Origin of the sequence: Bradyrhizobium niftali, assembly GCF_004571025.1 — a bacterium.
In the GTDB taxonomy this organism is placed as follows: domain Bacteria; phylum Pseudomonadota; class Alphaproteobacteria; order Rhizobiales; family Xanthobacteraceae; genus Bradyrhizobium; species Bradyrhizobium niftali.
In genome coordinates, this window is the sequence record NZ_SPQT01000042.1 from 1 (window position 1) to 15,822 (window position 15,822).

Annotated in this window: 14 protein-coding genes, 1 tRNA gene and 3 pseudogenes; 12 read left to right on the plus strand and 6 right to left on the minus strand. The window is 64.4% G+C overall.

Annotated features, from left to right (window positions below; translation table 11 throughout):
* The coding region (locus tag E4K65_RS42035) for a DUF736 domain-containing protein (protein ID WP_135178911.1) at positions 1–154 on the plus strand (154 nt) is incomplete at its 5' end.
* Between the two features lie 134 nt (positions 155–288).
* On the opposite strand, the pseudogene E4K65_RS42040 reads toward E4K65_RS42035, so the two are convergent.
* Positions 289–441, minus strand: a pseudogene (locus tag E4K65_RS42040) (DUF736 domain-containing protein); the annotation flags it as partial.
* Between the two features lie 709 nt (positions 442–1,150).
* Positions 1,151–3,158, minus strand: a pseudogene (locus tag E4K65_RS42045) (ParB/RepB/Spo0J family partition protein).
* Between the two features lie 1,386 nt (positions 3,159–4,544).
* On the opposite strand from E4K65_RS42045, the pseudogene E4K65_RS42055 reads away from it, so the two are divergent.
* A pseudogene (locus tag E4K65_RS42055) lies at positions 4,545–5,588 on the plus strand (tyrosine-type recombinase/integrase); the annotation flags it as partial.
* Positions 5,589–5,759: 171 nt separating this feature from the next.
* On the opposite strand, the gene E4K65_RS42060 reads toward E4K65_RS42055, so the two are convergent.
* Positions 5,760–5,836: transfer RNA gene (locus E4K65_RS42060), tRNA-Pro, on the minus strand.
* Positions 5,837–5,904: 68 nt separating this feature from the next.
* Here E4K65_RS42060 and E4K65_RS42065 point away from each other — a divergent pair.
* The 6 genes from E4K65_RS42065 to E4K65_RS42090 all read left to right on the plus strand — a co-directional run bounded on the left by E4K65_RS42065 (position 5,905) and on the right by E4K65_RS42090 (position 11,995).
* Entirely contained in the window at positions 5,905–6,894 is a 990-nt protein-coding gene (locus tag E4K65_RS42065; RefSeq protein ID WP_135179105.1) for an L-threonylcarbamoyladenylate synthase, read from the plus strand.
* A gap of 94 nt (positions 6,895–6,988) precedes the next feature.
* On the plus strand, positions 6,989–8,416 hold the full coding sequence (locus E4K65_RS42070; protein ID WP_135179106.1) for an FAD-binding oxidoreductase: 1,428 nt from the start codon (positions 6,989–6,991) through the stop codon (positions 8,414–8,416).
* A gap of 2 nt (positions 8,417–8,418) precedes the next feature.
* Positions 8,419–8,853 carry a GNAT family acetyltransferase gene (locus E4K65_RS42075; protein ID WP_167771595.1) on the plus strand — a complete coding sequence of 145 codons (435 nt, stop codon included), beginning with the start codon at positions 8,419–8,421 and terminating at the stop codon, positions 8,851–8,853.
* Positions 8,854–8,873: 20 nt separating this feature from the next.
* On the plus strand, positions 8,874–9,455 hold the full coding sequence (locus E4K65_RS42080) for an NUDIX hydrolase (RefSeq protein ID WP_135179108.1): 582 nt from the start codon (positions 8,874–8,876) through the stop codon (positions 9,453–9,455).
* A gap of 380 nt (positions 9,456–9,835) precedes the next feature.
* Positions 9,836–10,765: a glycine/sarcosine/betaine reductase selenoprotein B family protein gene (locus tag E4K65_RS42085; protein WP_135179109.1), complete on the plus strand. Its 930-nt coding sequence runs from the start codon at positions 9,836–9,838 to the stop codon at positions 10,763–10,765.
* A 36-nt stretch (positions 10,766–10,801) separates the two neighbouring features.
* Positions 10,802–11,995, plus strand: a complete 1,194-nt coding sequence (locus E4K65_RS42090; RefSeq protein WP_135179110.1) for a CaiB/BaiF CoA transferase family protein — start codon at positions 10,802–10,804, stop codon at positions 11,993–11,995.
* Positions 11,996–12,163: 168 nt separating this feature from the next.
* Here E4K65_RS42090 and E4K65_RS42095 read toward each other — a convergent pair whose 3' ends face one another.
* On the minus strand, positions 12,164–12,928 hold the full coding sequence (locus E4K65_RS42095; protein ID WP_135179111.1) for an SOS response-associated peptidase: 765 nt from the start codon (positions 12,926–12,928) through the stop codon (positions 12,164–12,166).
* Between the two features lie 63 nt (positions 12,929–12,991).
* On the opposite strand from E4K65_RS42095, the gene E4K65_RS42100 reads away from it, so the two are divergent.
* The 4 genes from E4K65_RS42100 to E4K65_RS42115 all read left to right on the plus strand — a co-directional run bounded on the left by E4K65_RS42100 (position 12,992) and on the right by E4K65_RS42115 (position 14,782).
* Positions 12,992–13,492 (plus strand): hypothetical protein, encoded by a 501-nt coding sequence (locus tag E4K65_RS42100; protein ID WP_027543584.1) that lies wholly within the window; start codon positions 12,992–12,994, stop codon positions 13,490–13,492.
* A gap of 34 nt (positions 13,493–13,526) precedes the next feature.
* Entirely contained in the window at positions 13,527–13,961 is a 435-nt protein-coding gene (locus tag E4K65_RS42105) for an NUDIX hydrolase (protein WP_135179112.1), read from the plus strand.
* Positions 13,962–14,006: 45 nt separating this feature from the next.
* Positions 14,007–14,384: a TIGR02301 family protein gene (locus tag E4K65_RS42110; RefSeq protein WP_011085347.1), complete on the plus strand. Its 378-nt coding sequence runs from the start codon at positions 14,007–14,009 to the stop codon at positions 14,382–14,384.
* 131 nt (positions 14,385–14,515) lie between these two features.
* Complete coding sequence (locus E4K65_RS42115; protein WP_015687891.1) at positions 14,516–14,782, plus strand: hypothetical protein; 267 nt, start codon at positions 14,516–14,518, stop codon at positions 14,780–14,782.
* Between the two features lie 165 nt (positions 14,783–14,947).
* Here E4K65_RS42115 and E4K65_RS42120 read toward each other — a convergent pair whose 3' ends face one another.
* A complete protein-coding gene (locus E4K65_RS42120; protein WP_430649053.1) occupies positions 14,948–15,268 on the minus strand; it encodes a cupredoxin domain-containing protein in 321 nt (106 codons plus the stop codon).
* Between the two features lie 10 nt (positions 15,269–15,278).
* Complete coding sequence (locus E4K65_RS42125) at positions 15,279–15,812, minus strand: DUF4142 domain-containing protein (RefSeq protein WP_135179114.1); 534 nt, start codon at positions 15,810–15,812, stop codon at positions 15,279–15,281.
* Between the last annotated feature and the right edge of the window lie 10 nt (positions 15,813–15,822).

Below are 15,822 nucleotides of genomic sequence, written 5' to 3' on the forward strand. Positions count from 1 at the left end.
AGGCGTCGAGATCGGTGCCGCCTGGCGCCGGACCTCGAAGGACAACCGCACCTACCACTCGGTCAAGCTCGACGATCCGTCCTTCACCGCGCCGATCTACGCCAACCTCTTCGAAGGCGACGATGGCGAGTGCGCGCTGATCTGGTCGCGCTGACCAACACCGCGGCGTCTCGCAAACACGCGGGGCGCCGCGGACAGCGGCCCCGTTATTATGCGGAGCGACACAGCGGCAAAAGCCCTGGAAAACCGGGCTGCCAGCCAACGACTCCGCATAATCCCGCGCTACGCATAATCGGTCGCTCCTGCGAAAATCCGGTAGTCGGGGGCCTTGTCGTTGTCCTTCTCGGACGCCGTGAACTTGGCCTGGATGTTGAGCGTCAGCGTCTTGATCGAGCCGGTGTAGCCGTTGTCCGAAGCGGTGAAAGTGCCGATGGTCGCCATGATCATCTCCGTCTGTCTGTTGCTCGGGCCGCGCCCATCGCAGCCTCGATGGCGATCCTTGGCCCGGGGAGCGATCGACCCGCAGCCGCCAGGCCCGCAGCGCAGCGGAGGACGGCGAAAGCCTGCTTTTTTGTCTTGCGCGAGGAATGCCGCCGCTTGGCGGCAGGGGTAAAAAAGCAGGCTTTCGCCGTTGCGGGAAGGCGATCGAGGCTCTTGCGGTCCCTCGGGCCTGATCAGCCAATCGAGGGTGCGTTGGACGCGAGCCCATGACCGAACTGACGGGGATGACCATGGCTAGCACCGCCCATCACAGCATCGGAAAGCAGTGAGATCGACCAGAGAGGAAGCCGACGTCTACGCATCAGACGCAAGGACGATTCACCGGACAAACCAGCAAGCTCGATTGCGTTTGAGCATCAGGAAGCGATGGCGCCGGTCAGGACTATTCGCGCGATTGCGCTTTGAATACCCGAGGTCGAGACACGATCCGTGCCCCAACCTGATCGCCTCGCCGCTACGACAGGGAAGTTCGGCACAGCGTCGCAAGCGGCTGCCACCTGCGCAGATTTGACCGATCGTGCCCCCCTTTTGAAGACGGGCTAGCGTGAGTAATGCTCGCCTGGCTTCAACTAAACCGGCCGCGCGCCCTAAGGTGCGCGGCCGGAATTTAATGAGAGCCGGGACCGTCCTTGCGGCCCCGGCTCACCTCCTACTCGGCAGCTTGCGAACAAAAATCATGGCGCGGCGCCTCGTCTGGCGCACCGGCCTGATCCTGCATCTTGGCCGTGCGCAGCAACGGCGGCAACCAGCCGGTTGCCGCCAAGAGTTGCTCGGCGGCTGCCGCCATCTCGGCCTTTTTCATTCCCGACAAGCGGTCGGCGGCCTCCTCGCTGACGCCTTCGTGCACGGCCTCAAGGATGTTCGCCTTGGTGACCCGGCCGAGATAGCTTTGCACCGTCGGCCGCCAATATCCGGTCATGTCGAGGGCGACGGCCCTGGCCAAACGGCTGGCCACCGCCAACGCGCGCGGCCGGAGATCAAATGGCAATTTGACCGCATTGGCCGTCAATGCCGTGCAATGCGCGAACAGCACCATACGGCTGTCGTGATCGAGTTCGGCCACGAATTCCCACAGCCCGGCGACGTCCCGGGGCATTTGCCTCGCCCAATTGGCATGGCGATCCGACCACGCTTTCCCGGCCGGGATGTCCTCGATTCCGACCGCATGCGTGGCCAACTCCGTCTTGACCGGTTGAATGCCCACCACGTGTGCATTGGCCCCGATGTAGAAGATTTGAGCCGCCAGCGCGTGCGTAACCGCGACGATGGCGACATCCGGCTGCTCACTCAGATTGAGACGCAGCCCTAGGGTGCGATGCGCGGTGAGGTCACGAACGAGCGTGTCGGACAGCGACTGTTCCTCCTCTTCCTCCTCGCTTTCTTCCTCCTCGCTTTCTTCCTCCTCTCCTTGACCATCACGCGTGGCTTGATCGTCCTCTCCACCGTCACCATCCGGTGCCTCCGCGTCGCCTTCCCGCCGCGCTTCGGCAGGCGATTTCTCGTCCTCGGGGCGGATGAAACCGCGTTCGATCCTGATGGTGCCGTCATGATTGAGGATCACGAAAGCACCGCCGCGCGCGACATCGCCGGGATCGTAGGCCTGCCGTTTCGCCTCAAACTGCTCGATTTGGTTCTCCAATTCACCGAACCGCGCATCCACCTCGTCAGGCAGTTCATCGGCTGCCCGATGCTGTTCGGTCAGCTCATCAAACTCGGTTTGAGCGACCTGAAGAGCGGTCTGATCTTCCGCCGAAAGCTCGACCGGATGCGTGTAGGCACGGCGCATGCCGTGCGCGTATGGGAAGTCGAGATGAGGCTCCGTCCACTTCCATCCCTCGGCCGCCCGTAAGGCGTCCGCCTCCCGGCCAAGCCGTGCCGTCACCAAGAGATCGAGCAGCGCCAAATCTTCGAGATAGCCGCCGCGATCCTCGGTGAAGAGGTCGCGCAGGATCGTACCGCCTGCCTCGATATAGGCCTCGAGCCCGACAAAGCGGGCGCGGCGATCGGTTGCGGCGACATGGGTTTCGGTGAGAAGACGGCGGATGGTGCTGGCATCGCGGTCGTAGGACAGGCGCTCATAGACGCTCTCCTGCCGGGCCTGATCGTCAGTGATGGCAAATGCCATCAGCTGCTCAAGGGTCAGATCGCCGTCGCGATAGAGCTGGATCAATCGTGGCGAAACTGCACCCAACCGAAGGCGCTGCCGCACCACATGCGGCGTCACCCCAAAGCGAGCGGCGATCTGCTCCGCACCGAAGCCACGCTCCTCCGCGAGCTTCCGGAACGCCTCGAACTGGTCGGCCGGATGCATGTTTTCCCGGGTGACATTCTCGTCCAGGCTGATCTCGTGGGGGTCATTCGCGGTGTCGATGATGCAGCGGATCGGCTCGGTCTTCTTGATCTCCTTCCGCTTGACCCGCAGAAGCTGGGCCAAGCCGCCTGCCCTCGCCGATGGTCACCAAATAGAACCCCGTGGCCACGCCCTCTCCGTCCAACTCGAGCTCGACCACCAGATTCTGCAGGATGCCCTTGGCGGCAATACTCGCCGCATAGCCCTTGATTGCCGCCTCGCTATGCGGCGTCTTGCGCGCATTGTTCGGGGACTTCTTGAGCTTATTGAGCGGAATGAGAACCTCCGTCCCGCTCGCGGAAATGATTTCAACCTGCTTACCGACATGATCATTCTTCCTTTTGCTTCCACGGGTGTAAGGCGCACCACGCGCCTGCACCCCTGCCCGTCGGCGAGACCCGGGGGTAGCAAGCGCCAGGGCGACCCGAGCGGAGGGGGATCGCCCGCCCGAAAGGGCCGCTCGTGAGAAGCGGGTCTGCACGCGCGCATGCCAGCCGTTCGAGAAGGTGATGCCCGTTCGAAAGCACGGAAGACCGGGGAGACCGCTCGGGTCGGCGCCGGCGCCAGCCGGCGCTTCACCCTGGCGCGCGCGAGGGGCGGAGCCCCTGAGCTCTCGAGCGTTGGAATATTGAGCAAGTCAGCGCAGGTGAGAACAAGACGAGAGTGAGAGAATTAAAAGAGGCACCCGCAGGAGGGTCAGCATAGCGCCGACGCGGTACGCGGCGGGACCCGGGACCGAGTGCAGTCGCGAGACCGGTTAACAAGGCACCCGCGCGACGGGCAGTGATAGCGGTGCCGCGAAGCGGCAGCCCTTCGTGCGAGTGCCTCCGGCGAGCGACACATTCATCGAGCTGAGATCCAGAACCGAGGCTCTCCACGTGCTCGCCGAGACAACGCGTGACCTGTGAAATCTGACAGTATCGGTCATACATCCGACTAGTTAGAATCCCGTGAGCTATATTGGGCAATCGGCAAATGCTGCTGTTAGCCAGAACCCTTGAGCGCAGTACGATCGCTGGTCAGTCCCGAAGGCAATGATTACGCGCTTCGCCCAAATTGCGTGCGTTTACGGAGGAAGCGAGCGAGACAACCACAGACAAGTTGGACCGGAGATTAAATGAGGCATATCGCGAAAGTGATCGATGCCCGCACCTAGGATGACGTTGGCGCGGCTGCCCCAAGCATTCCCCGCGCCGGCCCATATCGGCCCAAGCAGCCGCTCGTCGCAATTGAGCTATCGCCCGCGTATTGATTGTATGTGCCAATGGGCACTGGCGATCTCGAGGCGGATAGCACCACTGGAAGGATTCAAAAAAGCGGCTGCGTCGAGCAGGAGGTTGCCCTTACTCAGCGTTGCAGGGCATTTCGACTCCCCACACCTGCTCGAAACTACGCGGCAGACGCACTCCTCAAACAAATAGAATCGCGTCGATGCTGCCCGTATAAAACTCGATCGCCGTTAGTGCTTCGCAGATCGCGACGCCGCTAACATGATCGATATATCAAAGCGCCCAGAGGGCGTTGGTCTGCACGATCCACTCCGTCTTGCTGTAGCAGCGGCCGTGGCATTTCCCGATGGTTCGATGACCGCTTCCGGGCTGCGCCGAGAGAGCGCTCGCGGAAGACTCATCATCGAGCGCATTGCGGGCAAAGATTACACGACACTCTTTCATATAGAGAGAATGAGGGAATTATGCCGCGTCAAAGCAAAGGAGCCCGACTCTACAGACGTAAAGCACGGTATCGCGAAGGCAATCTCGTCGCCCAGTCTGTTTGGATTATCAAAGACGGAGACCGACATATCGCCACAGGATGCCTTGCGAGCGCGTCTGAAACAAAGCCGCCGCAGAAAGCAGAGCAAGCGCTAGCGAACTACATCGCGCGAAAATATCAGCCGGAACGCAGTCGAAGGGACATCGACGACATCGATTGCGCGGACGTGCTGTCGATCTATCTGACCGATATCGGCGAGCCTGGTGATCAGTTTGAAATTGAAGCGAGGATAGGCAGGCTAAACGATTTTTGGGGCGGCAAGAAGCTGTCGGCGGTCAATGCGCAAACCTGTGCGGCTTACGTTAAACATCGCGGCAGTCAGGGCGGCGCGCGTCGTGACCTCGAGAGCTTTCGCGCTGCAATCAACCATCATGCAAAAGAGGGCTTTCACCGCGGCGCGGTTCGCATATCTCTCCCGCCGAAAGGTGAGCCGCGCGATCGGTGGCTCACTCGCGACGAAGCCGCAGCGTTGCTTTGGCACTGTTGGCGGCACCGCGAGAAACAGACAATTCATTCGGGGCTATCAAAGGGAGACCCGGTAGCCACAAGCCGGAGACCTCTGCGTCATATCGCGCGGTTTATCCTGATCGGCCTGTACACTGGCACTCGGGCAGGCGCGATCGCATCTGCGTCGCCATATGCGGTAACTGGGCGCTCCTACGTGGATCTGGAGCGCGGTATCTTTTATCGCAAGGCCATTGGCAAGCGCACGACCAAGAAGCGCCAGACGCCTGCACCGATACCGCCACGGCTGCTCGCCCACCTTCGGCGCTGGTGGAACCGTAAGCTGATCGCGGAGTGCTTCGTTGAGTTCAACGGCAAGCCGGTCGCCTCCGTGAAAAAGGGCTTTAAGACCGCCGTAGGGCTTGCCGGCCTACCGGGGAAGGTGACACCCCACACCCTTCGCCATACCGCTGCGACATGGCTCATGCAGCGGGGTGTGCCCATCTGGGAGGCGGCAGGGTTCCTGGGCATGTCTCCCGAAGTCCTGCAGGATACCTATGGGCACCACCACCCAGACTTTCTGCAGGGGGCGGCCACGGCCATTGGCCAAAAAGGCCGATATGTTTCGGTGGTTGAAACGGTGGTTGACTCGGGAACGACCAACGATCAGAAGGAAAAACCTAATGATTTCTGGTCGGAGTGGCAGGATTCGAACCTGCGACCCCTGCGTCCCGAACGCAGTGCTCTACCGGGCTGAGCCACACTCCGACAAGAGGCCGGCTTATAGCGTTGGGTTTGGCGCACCGCAAGCGGCCGAGTTGAGGAATTTTATCCCTGTGAAAACGGGTCTTGAAACGCTGATTCTACCGGCTGGCGATGCCGCCGCCGGGGCCGCCGCCCGGACGCTGGCGGCCGGCGGGCTGGTCGCGTTTCCGACCGAGACGGTCTACGGGCTCGGCGCGGACGCCGCCAATGCCACCGCGATCGCCCATCTCTATGCCGCCAAGGGGCGCCCGGCCTTCAATCCGCTGATCGCCCATGTTGCGGACATTGCCGCCGCGCAGGCCATCGGCCGGTTTGACGCGCGCGCCCTGAAGCTGGCGCAGGCGTTCTGGCCGGGGCCGCTGACGCTGGTGGTGCCGAAGACGGACGGCTGCCCGGTGGCCGATCTCGCCACCGCGGGCCTCGACACGGTCGCGATCCGCATTCCCGCCCACCCGGTGGCGCAGGCGATCCTGCGTGCCTTCGGCGGGGCCGTGGTGGCACCGTCGGCGAACATCTCCGGGCACGTCTCGCCCACGCTGGCCGCCCATGTCGAGAGCGACCTTGCGGGACGAATCGACCTGATCATCGACGGCGGGCCGGTCGCGGTCGGCGTCGAATCCACCATTGTCGGCTGCTTCGACGCGCCGATACTGCTCCGGCCCGGCGGACTGTCGCGCGAGCGGATCGAGGCCGTGCTCGGCGCCGCCCTGGAGCGGCCGCCGGCGGAAGCGGAGGGCGACGACAGCCAGCCGCTGGCGCCGGGCATGCTGGCCTCGCATTACGCGCCGCGCGCCAATGTGCGGCTCAATGCGCGCGAGGTGGCGCCGGGCGAAGCGCTGCTGGCGTTCGGGCCCTCACGCCTCCCCGGCCTTGACGCCGCAGCGGCCGTCATGAATTTGTCGCCCGCCGGTGATCTCGACGAGGCCGCCGCCAACCTGTTCGGTTATCTTCGCACCCTCGATGCGAAGAGCCCACGGACGATCGCGGTGATGACGATCCCCGAGGAAGAACTTGGCGAAGCGATCAATGACCGGCTGCGCCGGGCTGCGGTGGCGAGATAGCGCATGATCCGGACCCGGCGGGCCGCGGTAAAGTGTGTAGCGGTTTTCCGATAAGATCATGTGCAAGAGACAAGAGCGAAGTAGAGACGAGACAATGAACATCAACAAATCTGCCACTCCTCCGCTTGCGCCCGAGCTGATCGAACAATTCCGCAAGATCGTCGGCGACCGCCATGCGATCACGGATGCTGCCGACATCGAGGCTTACGTCACCGAGGAGCGCAACCTGTTCCACGGCCGCTCGCCGCTGGTGCTGCGGCCGGGATCGACCGCGGAAGTCTCCGCGATCTGCAAGCTCGCTTCCGCGCACAGAATCGCGCTGGTGCCGCAGGGCGGCAACACCGGCCTCGTCGGCGGCCAGACCCCGCACAATGGCGAGGTGGTGGTGTCGCTGCGGCGGCTGGACAAGATCCGCGAGGTCGACACCGCCTCCAACACCATGACCTGCGAGGCCGGCGTGGTGCTGCAGATCGCGCAGCAGAAGGCGGCCGACGTGGACCGGCTGTTTCCGCTCTCGCTCGGCGCGGAAGGCAGCTGCACGATCGGCGGCAATCTCTCGACCAACGCCGGCGGCACGGCCGCGCTCGCCTATGGCGTCGCGCGCGAGATGGCGCTGGGGCTCGAGGTGGTGCTCGCCGACGGACGCGTGCTCAACGTGTTGTCGAAGCTGAAGAAGGACAACACCGGCTACAATCTGCACAACCTCTTCATCGGCGCCGAAGGCACGCTCGGCATCATCACGGCGGCGACGCTCAAGCTGTTTCCGAAGCCGCGGGCGGTCGAGACCGCCTTCGTCGGGCTGAAGTCGCCGGCGGCGGCGCTCAAGCTGCTGACGATCGCGCAGGGCGAAGCCGCGAACGCGCTGACGAGCTTCGAGCTGCTGTCGGACATGGCGGTCGACTTCTCGGTCCGCCACGGCATCGACGTGCGCGATCCGCTTGAAGCAAAACATCCCTGGTACGTGCTGATGGAATTGTCCTCGCCCGGCGAGGATGCCCGCACGCCGCTGGAGGCGATCCTGACCCGCGCCATGGAGGACGAGATCGTCGACGACGCGGTGATCGCGGCCAACCTCACCCAGCGCAACGGCTTCTGGAAGCTGCGCGAGGAGATGTCGTCGGCGCAGAAGCCGGAGGGCGGCTCGATCAAGCATGACATCTCCGTTCCCGTCGCCGCCGTGCCCGCCTTCATCGACGAAGCCAATGCCGCCGTCGTGAAACTGATCCCGGGCGCGCGGCCGGTGCCGTTCGGCCATCTCGGCGACGGCAATCTGCACTACAATGTCAGCGAGCCCATCGGCGCCAACACCGCGGATTACCTGGCGCGCTGGCACGAGATGAATGCGGTCGTGTTCGAGATCGTGCTGCGCATGGGCGGATCGATCTCCGCCGAGCACGGCATCGGCGTGCTCAAGCGCGACGAGCTGCCCGAGGTGAAGGACAAGACCGCGATCGAGCTGATGCGGTCGATCAAGGCGATGCTCGACCCGCTCGGCATCATGAATCCGGGGAAGGTACTGTGAGCATGTCCCTCACGATCGACGCGATCAGCGACGCCGACGTCGAACCGGTCGTCGCGCTGTGGCAGCGCTGCGGCCTGACGCGGCCCTGGAACGACCCGCAAGCCGACATCGCGCTGGCGCGGCGGCGCGACAACTCGACCGTGCTGGTCGGCCGCGATGGCAGCGCGATCGTCGCCACCGTCATGGTCGGCCATGACGGCCACCGCGGCTGGGTCTATTACGTCGCCGTCGATCCTGAAGGCCGCAAGCGCGGTTTTGGCCGGGTGATCATGGCGGCGGCCGAGGACTGGCTGCGCCAGGCGGGCATCGCCAAGCTCCAGCTCCTGGTCCGCCGCGAGAACGCGCAGGCCAATGCGTTCTACCAATCGCTGGGCTTCGAGGAATCCACCTCGGTGATGTTCCAGAAGTGGCTCGACGGCCGCGGGCAGCCCCGTTAGTTCTCACCCGGAAAACAGCAATGACCATTTCCGACCGCGTCCGCATCAAGGACGTCCGCGTGCTCTCCGACAACTGGACCATCCTGAAGAACACGACGTTCGAATACCGGCGCGCCAATGGCGAGTGGCAGATGCAGCACCGGGAAACCTATGAACGCGACAACGCCGCCGCCGTGCTGCCTTATAATCGCGCACGGCGCACCGTGATCCTGGTGCGCCAGTTCCGCCTGCCGGCGTTCATCCGCGGCTACGACGATCTCCTGATCGAGGCGGCCGCCGGCGTGCTCGACGATGCCTCTCCCGAGGTGCGCATCCGCGCCGAGGCCGAGGAGGAAACCGGGTATCGCCTGCACCACGTCCACAAGGTGTTCGAGGCCTTCATGAGCCCGGGCGCCATCACCGAAAAACTGCATTTCTTCGTCGCCGAATACGAGCCGGAGATGCGCGTCAGCGACGGCGGGGGCCTCGAGCATGAGGGCGAGGACATCGAGGTGCTGGAGCTTTCCATCGACCAGGCGCTGGCGATGATCGCGGACGGACGGATCATCGACGCCAAGGCGATCATGCTGCTGCAATACGCGGCGCTGCATGTGTTCAGGTAGCTGACGCTCTTCACCCTTCCCTGGAGAGGGAGGTAATCGCACATGGCTTTTTGGCAGGGCCGGAGCGCGCGCCTCGTCCTTCGAGATGACCGCTCCGCGGTCTCCTCAGGATGAGGCTAAGCGGCATCTTTGCCGGTCGAAAATTGCTGCTGCGCCCTCCGTCCTCATCCTGAGGGCCCGCCAAAGGCGGGCGTCTCGAAGGATGAGCCGCAGAGCAACGGCCTTAAATGCGATCGCCCTGCCCTGAGGGGAAGGGTAAGCGGCACCATCAACGCCGCACCATCCTCATCTGCAATTCTGGCCTGCGCCGCCCCTCCCCCGTTGAGCTCACCGCCGACTATCTCTAGTCTGCCTCTCAACAAGAACCAGGAGACGCGCCCATGTCCGCTTCGCGCGACGACGAATTCGGCTTTGCGCCCGACTACGATGCTCCCGTCCCCTATATGCAGCGCACCCGGGACTATTACGCCGCAATCGGCTACACCACGCCGTACCGCTGGGCGCATCACACCGAGGCACCGTTCCAGCCGCTGAAGAAGCAGCTTTCGCAATCGCGCGTCACCATCATCACCACGGCTGCGCCGTTCGATCCGACCAAGGGCGACCAGGGGCCGGGCGCGGTGTATAACGGCAGCGCGAAATTCTACCAGGTCTACGACGGCGACACCGCCGAGCAGCACGATTTGCGCATCTCGCATATCGGCTACGACCGCAAGCACACCTCGGCGACCGACAGCGGAACCTGGTTTCCGCTGCCGCAGCTCCTGAAGGCATCGGCCGCGGGCCGGATTGGCGAGGTGGCTCCGCGCTTCTTCGGCGCGCCGACCAATCGCAGCCATCGCGTCACCCTCGACACCGATGCGCCGGAGATTCTGGCGCGCTGTCTTGCCGACAAGGTCGATGCCGCGGTGCTGGTGCCGAACTGCCCGGTCTGCCACCAGACCACCGCGCTGGTGGCGCGGCACCTGGAGCGGAACGGCATTCCGACCGTGATCATGGGCTGCGCCAAGGACATCATCGAGCACGCCGCCGTGCCGCGCTTCCTGTTCTCCGACTTCCCGCTCGGCAATTCCGCCGGCAAGCCGCACGACGTCACCTCGCAGGCGCAGTCGCTCGAGCTGGCGCTTCGGCTGCTCGAGACCGCGAGCGGCCCGCAGACGACGATGCAGTCGCCGCTGCGCTGGAGCGAGGATGCCTCCTGGAAGCTCGACTACAACAATGTCGCGCAGCTCTCGCCGGAAGAGCTGGCGCGCCGCCGCGCCGAGTTCGACAAGCAGAAGGAGATCGCGCGCGGCAACCGCGCCGCCTGACGTCCCCCGACAACCAGAACAAAAAGGGAGAGCGACGTGACGCGACCGTTCGAGGGCGTGAAGATCCTGGATTTCACGCAAGTGCTGGCCGGCCCCTATGCGAGCTACCAGCTCGCGCTGCTGGGTGCCGAAATCATCAAGGTCGAGCGGCGCGAGGGCGAGGACATGCGCCGCACGCCGCTCAGCCGCGAATGGGCCGAGCGCGGGCTGGCGCCGGCGTTCCAGGCCATCAACGGCAACAAGCGCAGCCTGACGCTGGATTTGCAGAAGCCCGATGCGATCGCCATCGTGAAGAAGCTTGCCGCCCGGGTCGACGTCGTCATGGAAAACTTCCGCCCGGGCGTGATGGACAAGCTCGGCATCGGCTACGAGGCGCTGTCCGCGATCAATCCAAAGCTGATCTATTGCGCCGTATCAGGCTTCGGCCAGACCGGCCCGGACCGTTTGCGGCCCGGCTATGACGGCAAGATGCAGGCGCTGTCCGGCATCATGGCGATCACGGGCCACCCCGAGACGGGACCGACGCGCGCGGGCTTTGCGGTCTGCGACGTGCTCTCGGGCGCCACGGCTGCGTTCGGCGTATCGAGCGCGCTGTACCAGCGCGACCGCACCGGCAAGGGGCAGTTCGTCGACGTCTCCATGCTGGAGGCGACGATGGCATTTCTGTCAGGACAGATCGCGGACTGGTCGGTCGCGGGCCATCGCCAGCAGCTGTCAGGCAACCAGGCCGTGAGCCGCCGGACCACGGCGAATTTGTTCAAATGCGGCGACGGCCACATCCTGCTCGCCGTCAACAACGAGAAGCAGTACCGCGCGCTGATGAGCGCGCTCGGCCGCGAGGACACGCTCGCCGATCCGCGCTTTGCCGACTGGTTCGCGCGCAACGAGAACGAGCCTGCGCTGCGCGCCATCATCGAGGCGGCCCTCGCGGCAAGGCCGGCGCGCGAGTGGGAGACGATCCTGGAAGACGCCGGCGCGCCCTGCGCCAGCATCTGGAAGGTCGAGGAAGTGATCGATCATCCGCAGATCAAGGCGCGCGGTGCGATCCAGGAGCTGGATACACCCTACGGCCGCCTGCGCTTTGCCGGCAGCGGATTCAAGCTCGCGCATGGCGGCGGCAAGCTGGACCGGATGGCACCGGAGCTGGGCGCGGATACGGATGCAGTGCTGGGAGAGCTGGGGTTCGATGCGGCGGAGATTGCGGCGTTGAGGGCGCAGGAGATTGTGTGAGGGCTGGAGCTACAAACTCCCCTGTCGTCCCGGCGAAAGCCGGGACCCATAGCCACCGAATTCATTTTGGCGAAGATTGCCCACGACCATCTCGCGCCACAACTTCTCCCTGGGGGTATGGGTCCCGGCCTTCGCCGGGACGACAGTACGTTTTGTCGCGCAGCCGGCCTAGAACAACGACCCCTGCCCGTCATCGGATGACGCGGCCGCAGCCTTCCGCACCGCGCGCTTCGGCTTCGACGCCCCCACCTCCGCCTCGATCTCCTCAGCGCTGATCGGCAAGGGCAGCTGATCGTCGTCATTGACGACGCGGTTGACGCGGGTGGAGACCGGGTGCCAGGCGAATTCGCCGATGCGCGGGGCGGCCATCAGCGGCAGGATCGCATCGACCTCGTCGCCCCTTATGTCGAGCCAGCGCTCGAAATCACCCGGGCTGATGGTGACGGGCACGCGGTCATGCAGCGTCGCGAGGTCCTCGCCCGCCGCCGCCGTCACGATCGCGACCGTATCGAGCTCCTCGCCGTTCGGCCCGGCCCAGGTCTCGAACACCGCGGCAAAGCCAAGCGGCGCGCCGTCGGCCCGATGGATGAAGAACGGCTGCTTGCGGCCATCCACCGCCTTCCACTCGTAGTACCCGTCGGCCGGGATCAGGCCGCGCCGCCGGCGAATCGCGCGTTTGAAGGCGGGCTTCTCCAGCACCGTCTCCGAGCGGGCATTGATCAGGAGCGTAAACCCTTTGGGGTCCTTGACCCAGCCGGGCAGCAGCCCCCAGCGCATCAGGCGGAAATGGCGCGCGCCGTTCTCGACCAATACGACCGGAATCGGTTGTGTCGGGGCGACATTGTACCGGGGCGGGAAATTCGGCTGCTCGACATAGCCGAACAGTTGCCGCAAAGCCGCGGGGGCCGAAGTTATGACGAAGCGTCCACACATCGTTGGGTATCTATATAGGGTCCGTTCAGGTCCTTTTAACCCCGAACGTTAACACTGCGGCGGATGAGCTCAATGGCCTCCCAACCCGCGCGGGCGCATGTACAAACGGGCCCCGAGGCTGCGGCCTGGGCCGAACGGCTGCGCGTGGCCAACATCAACCCGCGGACCGGGCTTGCCACCGACTATCTCAACCATTTCAATGAAGCCGTGATGCTGCTCGAAATGGTGCCGGACATGCCGGAATGCGCCGAAGACTTTCTGACCTGGTCGCCGCTGTCCTATGCGGAGCATTTCACGGCGTCGAACTTCAAGGCGCGCGACCTCGCCATCGAAGCCTATGAGAAGGCCGATCCCAACGTGCGCGCGCAGTTCGACCACATCACCGACACCATGACCTCGATCCTGACCGCGGTCGGCTCGGCCATGCGCGAGGTCGAGAAGGACACGACCCGCGTCCGCCTGGCCGAGCAGGCCACCCTCTGGGTCAAGCCGCTGATCGCCGCCTGCGGCGGCATCATCAATGGCGGGGCGGAAGCCGACGTCGACACCATCATGTCGAACTGAGCCAGGTCCTTTAAGAACCAGGTCCTTTAAGAAGATGTCCGCAGTCGTCCAGCCCCAGCGTCCCCAGATCGCGGTCAGCGCGGCGATTTTTCGTGACGGCAAGGTACTTCTGACCCGCCGCGCCCGCTCGCCCGCCAAGGGGTTCTATTCGCTGCCCGGCGGCCGGGTCGAGTTCGGCGAATCGCTGCACCAGGCGCTCAATCGCGAGGTGGATGAGGAAACCGGGCTTACAATCGAGATCATCGGCCTCGCCGGCTGGCGCGAGGTGCTGCCGGCGACGGCCGGCGCTGGCCACTACCTGATCATGTCCTTTGCCGCCCGCTGGGCGGCCCGGGAGCCGGTTTTGAACGACGAGCTCGACGACTACCGCTGGATCGCCCCGGATGCCCTGGCGAGCCTCGGCGATCTCAAGCTGACCGGGGGGCTGGAGGAGGTCATCCAGTCCGCCGCGCGCCTGATCGGACACTGACCCCCGCCTTGCGTCCGCAGCCCTGAGGGGGCATACACCCCGCCGATGTCCACGCGATTTCTGGCCATTTTCGCCCTGATTCTCGCCTGCGCCTCCGTGCCCACGAGGGCCCAGGACGTGGCGGCGCCGTTTGACGCCGATTTGCAGCGGCTGGCGGAGATCCTCGGCGGCCTGCACTACTTGCGCGGCATCTGCGGGTCCAACGAGGGCAACAAATGGCGCAGCGAGATGCAGGCGCTGATCGATGCCGAAACCCCCTCCGGCGAGCGCCGCACCCGCATGATCGCCGGATTCAACCGCGGCTATAACGGTTTCCAGCAGACCTACCGGAGCTGCACGCCGGCCGCCACCGTCGCGATCCGCCGCTACATCGAGGAAGGCTCGAAGATCTCGCGCGACCTGACGGCGCGCTACGCGAACTGAACTCGCTGTCATCGTCTTTGTTCACAGCCATTAACCGTTCCTAAAGATGTAGCCTAGCGGGCGTTAATACGCGTGCTACACCACTCGCACAGCGCATCGCCGTGGATCGCGCCCAGCCCTGATCGAGTTTCATGAGCCAGCCGATTTCCTACGCCCCCGCCCGCGCGCCGCTGCCCGACCACGAGCAGAAACAGGCCGCACTGAGCTATCTCAACGAGGCCTGGGCCGAAGCGCGCCACGACGGCGTCGACGGCGACTGCCTGGCGCAGGCCAGCCTGTTTGCCGCCCTTGCCGAGCTTGTCGGCACCTATGGCGAGGACGCGGTAGCGAAATTCGTCGAGGGCTTTCCCGGCCGCATCCGCAACGGCGAATTCTCCGTCGACATCTCCCGGCAGTAAACGCCATTGGAAAAGGACCCCGCCACGCGGGCGGGGCCAGTTGACGGATGAATGACTCTGCGACACATCGCGAAGTCTGCGGCGTTTATCGCACGGAAGCCGCTCCCTGCGGCCAAGCATTAGTCTCGCTGCGGGCGGGAGATATTCCCGATGCAATCGGGAATGCTACGGCACGACCTTGAGCCTCGCCTTCATGTTGGGATGAAAGCGGCAGTAATACTCCACCGTTCCCGCCTTCTTCACGACCGTCGTTCCTGATTTCTTCGCCGGCAGGTTCATGTCGAAGTCGCCGCTTCCAGCGGTTGCGGTGTGCGCGAATACGTCCTTGTTAATCCACTCGACAGTGTCGCCGACCTTCGCGGACGCATCATTCGGCGATATTTCGAGATTCTCCATCGTGATCTGAACTGTCGCGGCGCATGCCGGGACGACCATCGTTGCGAAGACGACCGCCATTGCGGTCGAGCACACCCGTCCCGGCATCATATCCGCTCCCCTATTTCAGCTCGGCCGCGACATGCTCGGCGTGCTGCTGATGGCCCTGGAATATCTTCAAACCGGTCTGCAACAGGCTCTTCAGCTCCGCATTGCTGGCAGAGGGAATGAGCTGGCTTTCCAGCGCACCGTTGACCGCCTTGTGATAGGCGACCTCGTTGGCGACATAAGCCCTGTCGAAGGCTGCGCCGTCGAGCTTGTCGAGTTCGGCAAGCTTGTCGCTCGCCTGCTTCGACAGCGTGCGGCTGGTGTCGTTGTCCTCGGGCGTGACGTTCAGCTTCTTGACCAGCGCGAGCGCCTGCTTGTTGACCGCCTCGTGGTCGCGCAGCATGTCCTCGGCGAACGCCTTGACGTCCTTGTTCTTGGCCTTTTTCTGCGCCTGCTTGGCCGCGTTGATGTCGATCACGCCCGCGGTGTAGGCGATGTGGGCGATCTGCGGATCGGTGGGCTTGTCGGCTGCGCTGGCGCCCCCAAGCAGCGCGGGACTCGACAACAGAATTGCCGCGGCGAGCGCCGCGCTCCGTCGGGTGAACATGTTTGACACT

Bases quoted from the DNA above. Each gene is read 5' to 3' on its own strand.
- E4K65_RS42075 (WP_167771595.1), top strand. From the start codon at position 8,419: ATGTCCCTCACGATCGACGCGATCAGCGACGCCGACGTCGAACCGGTC.
- E4K65_RS42125 (WP_135179114.1), bottom strand. From the start codon at position 15,812: ATGTTCACCCGACGGAGCGCGGCGCTCGCCGCGGCAATTCTGTTGTCG.
- E4K65_RS42095 (WP_135179111.1), bottom strand. From the start codon at position 12,928: ATGTGTGGACGCTTCGTCATAACTTCGGCCCCCGCGGCTTTGCGGCAA.
- E4K65_RS42100 (WP_027543584.1), top strand. From the start codon at position 12,992: ATGAGCTCAATGGCCTCCCAACCCGCGCGGGCGCATGTACAAACGGGC.
- E4K65_RS42115 (WP_015687891.1), top strand. From the start codon at position 14,516: ATGAGCCAGCCGATTTCCTACGCCCCCGCCCGCGCGCCGCTGCCCGAC.
- E4K65_RS42110 (WP_011085347.1), top strand. From the start codon at position 14,007: ATGTCCACGCGATTTCTGGCCATTTTCGCCCTGATTCTCGCCTGCGCC.
- E4K65_RS42080 (WP_135179108.1), top strand. From the start codon at position 8,874: ATGACCATTTCCGACCGCGTCCGCATCAAGGACGTCCGCGTGCTCTCC.
- E4K65_RS42105 (WP_135179112.1), top strand. From the start codon at position 13,527: ATGTCCGCAGTCGTCCAGCCCCAGCGTCCCCAGATCGCGGTCAGCGCG.
- E4K65_RS42120 (WP_430649053.1), bottom strand. From the start codon at position 15,268: ATGATGCCGGGACGGGTGTGCTCGACCGCAATGGCGGTCGTCTTCGCA.
- E4K65_RS42085 (WP_135179109.1), top strand. From the start codon at position 9,836: ATGTCCGCTTCGCGCGACGACGAATTCGGCTTTGCGCCCGACTACGAT.
- E4K65_RS42070 (WP_135179106.1), top strand. From the start codon at position 6,989: ATGAACATCAACAAATCTGCCACTCCTCCGCTTGCGCCCGAGCTGATC.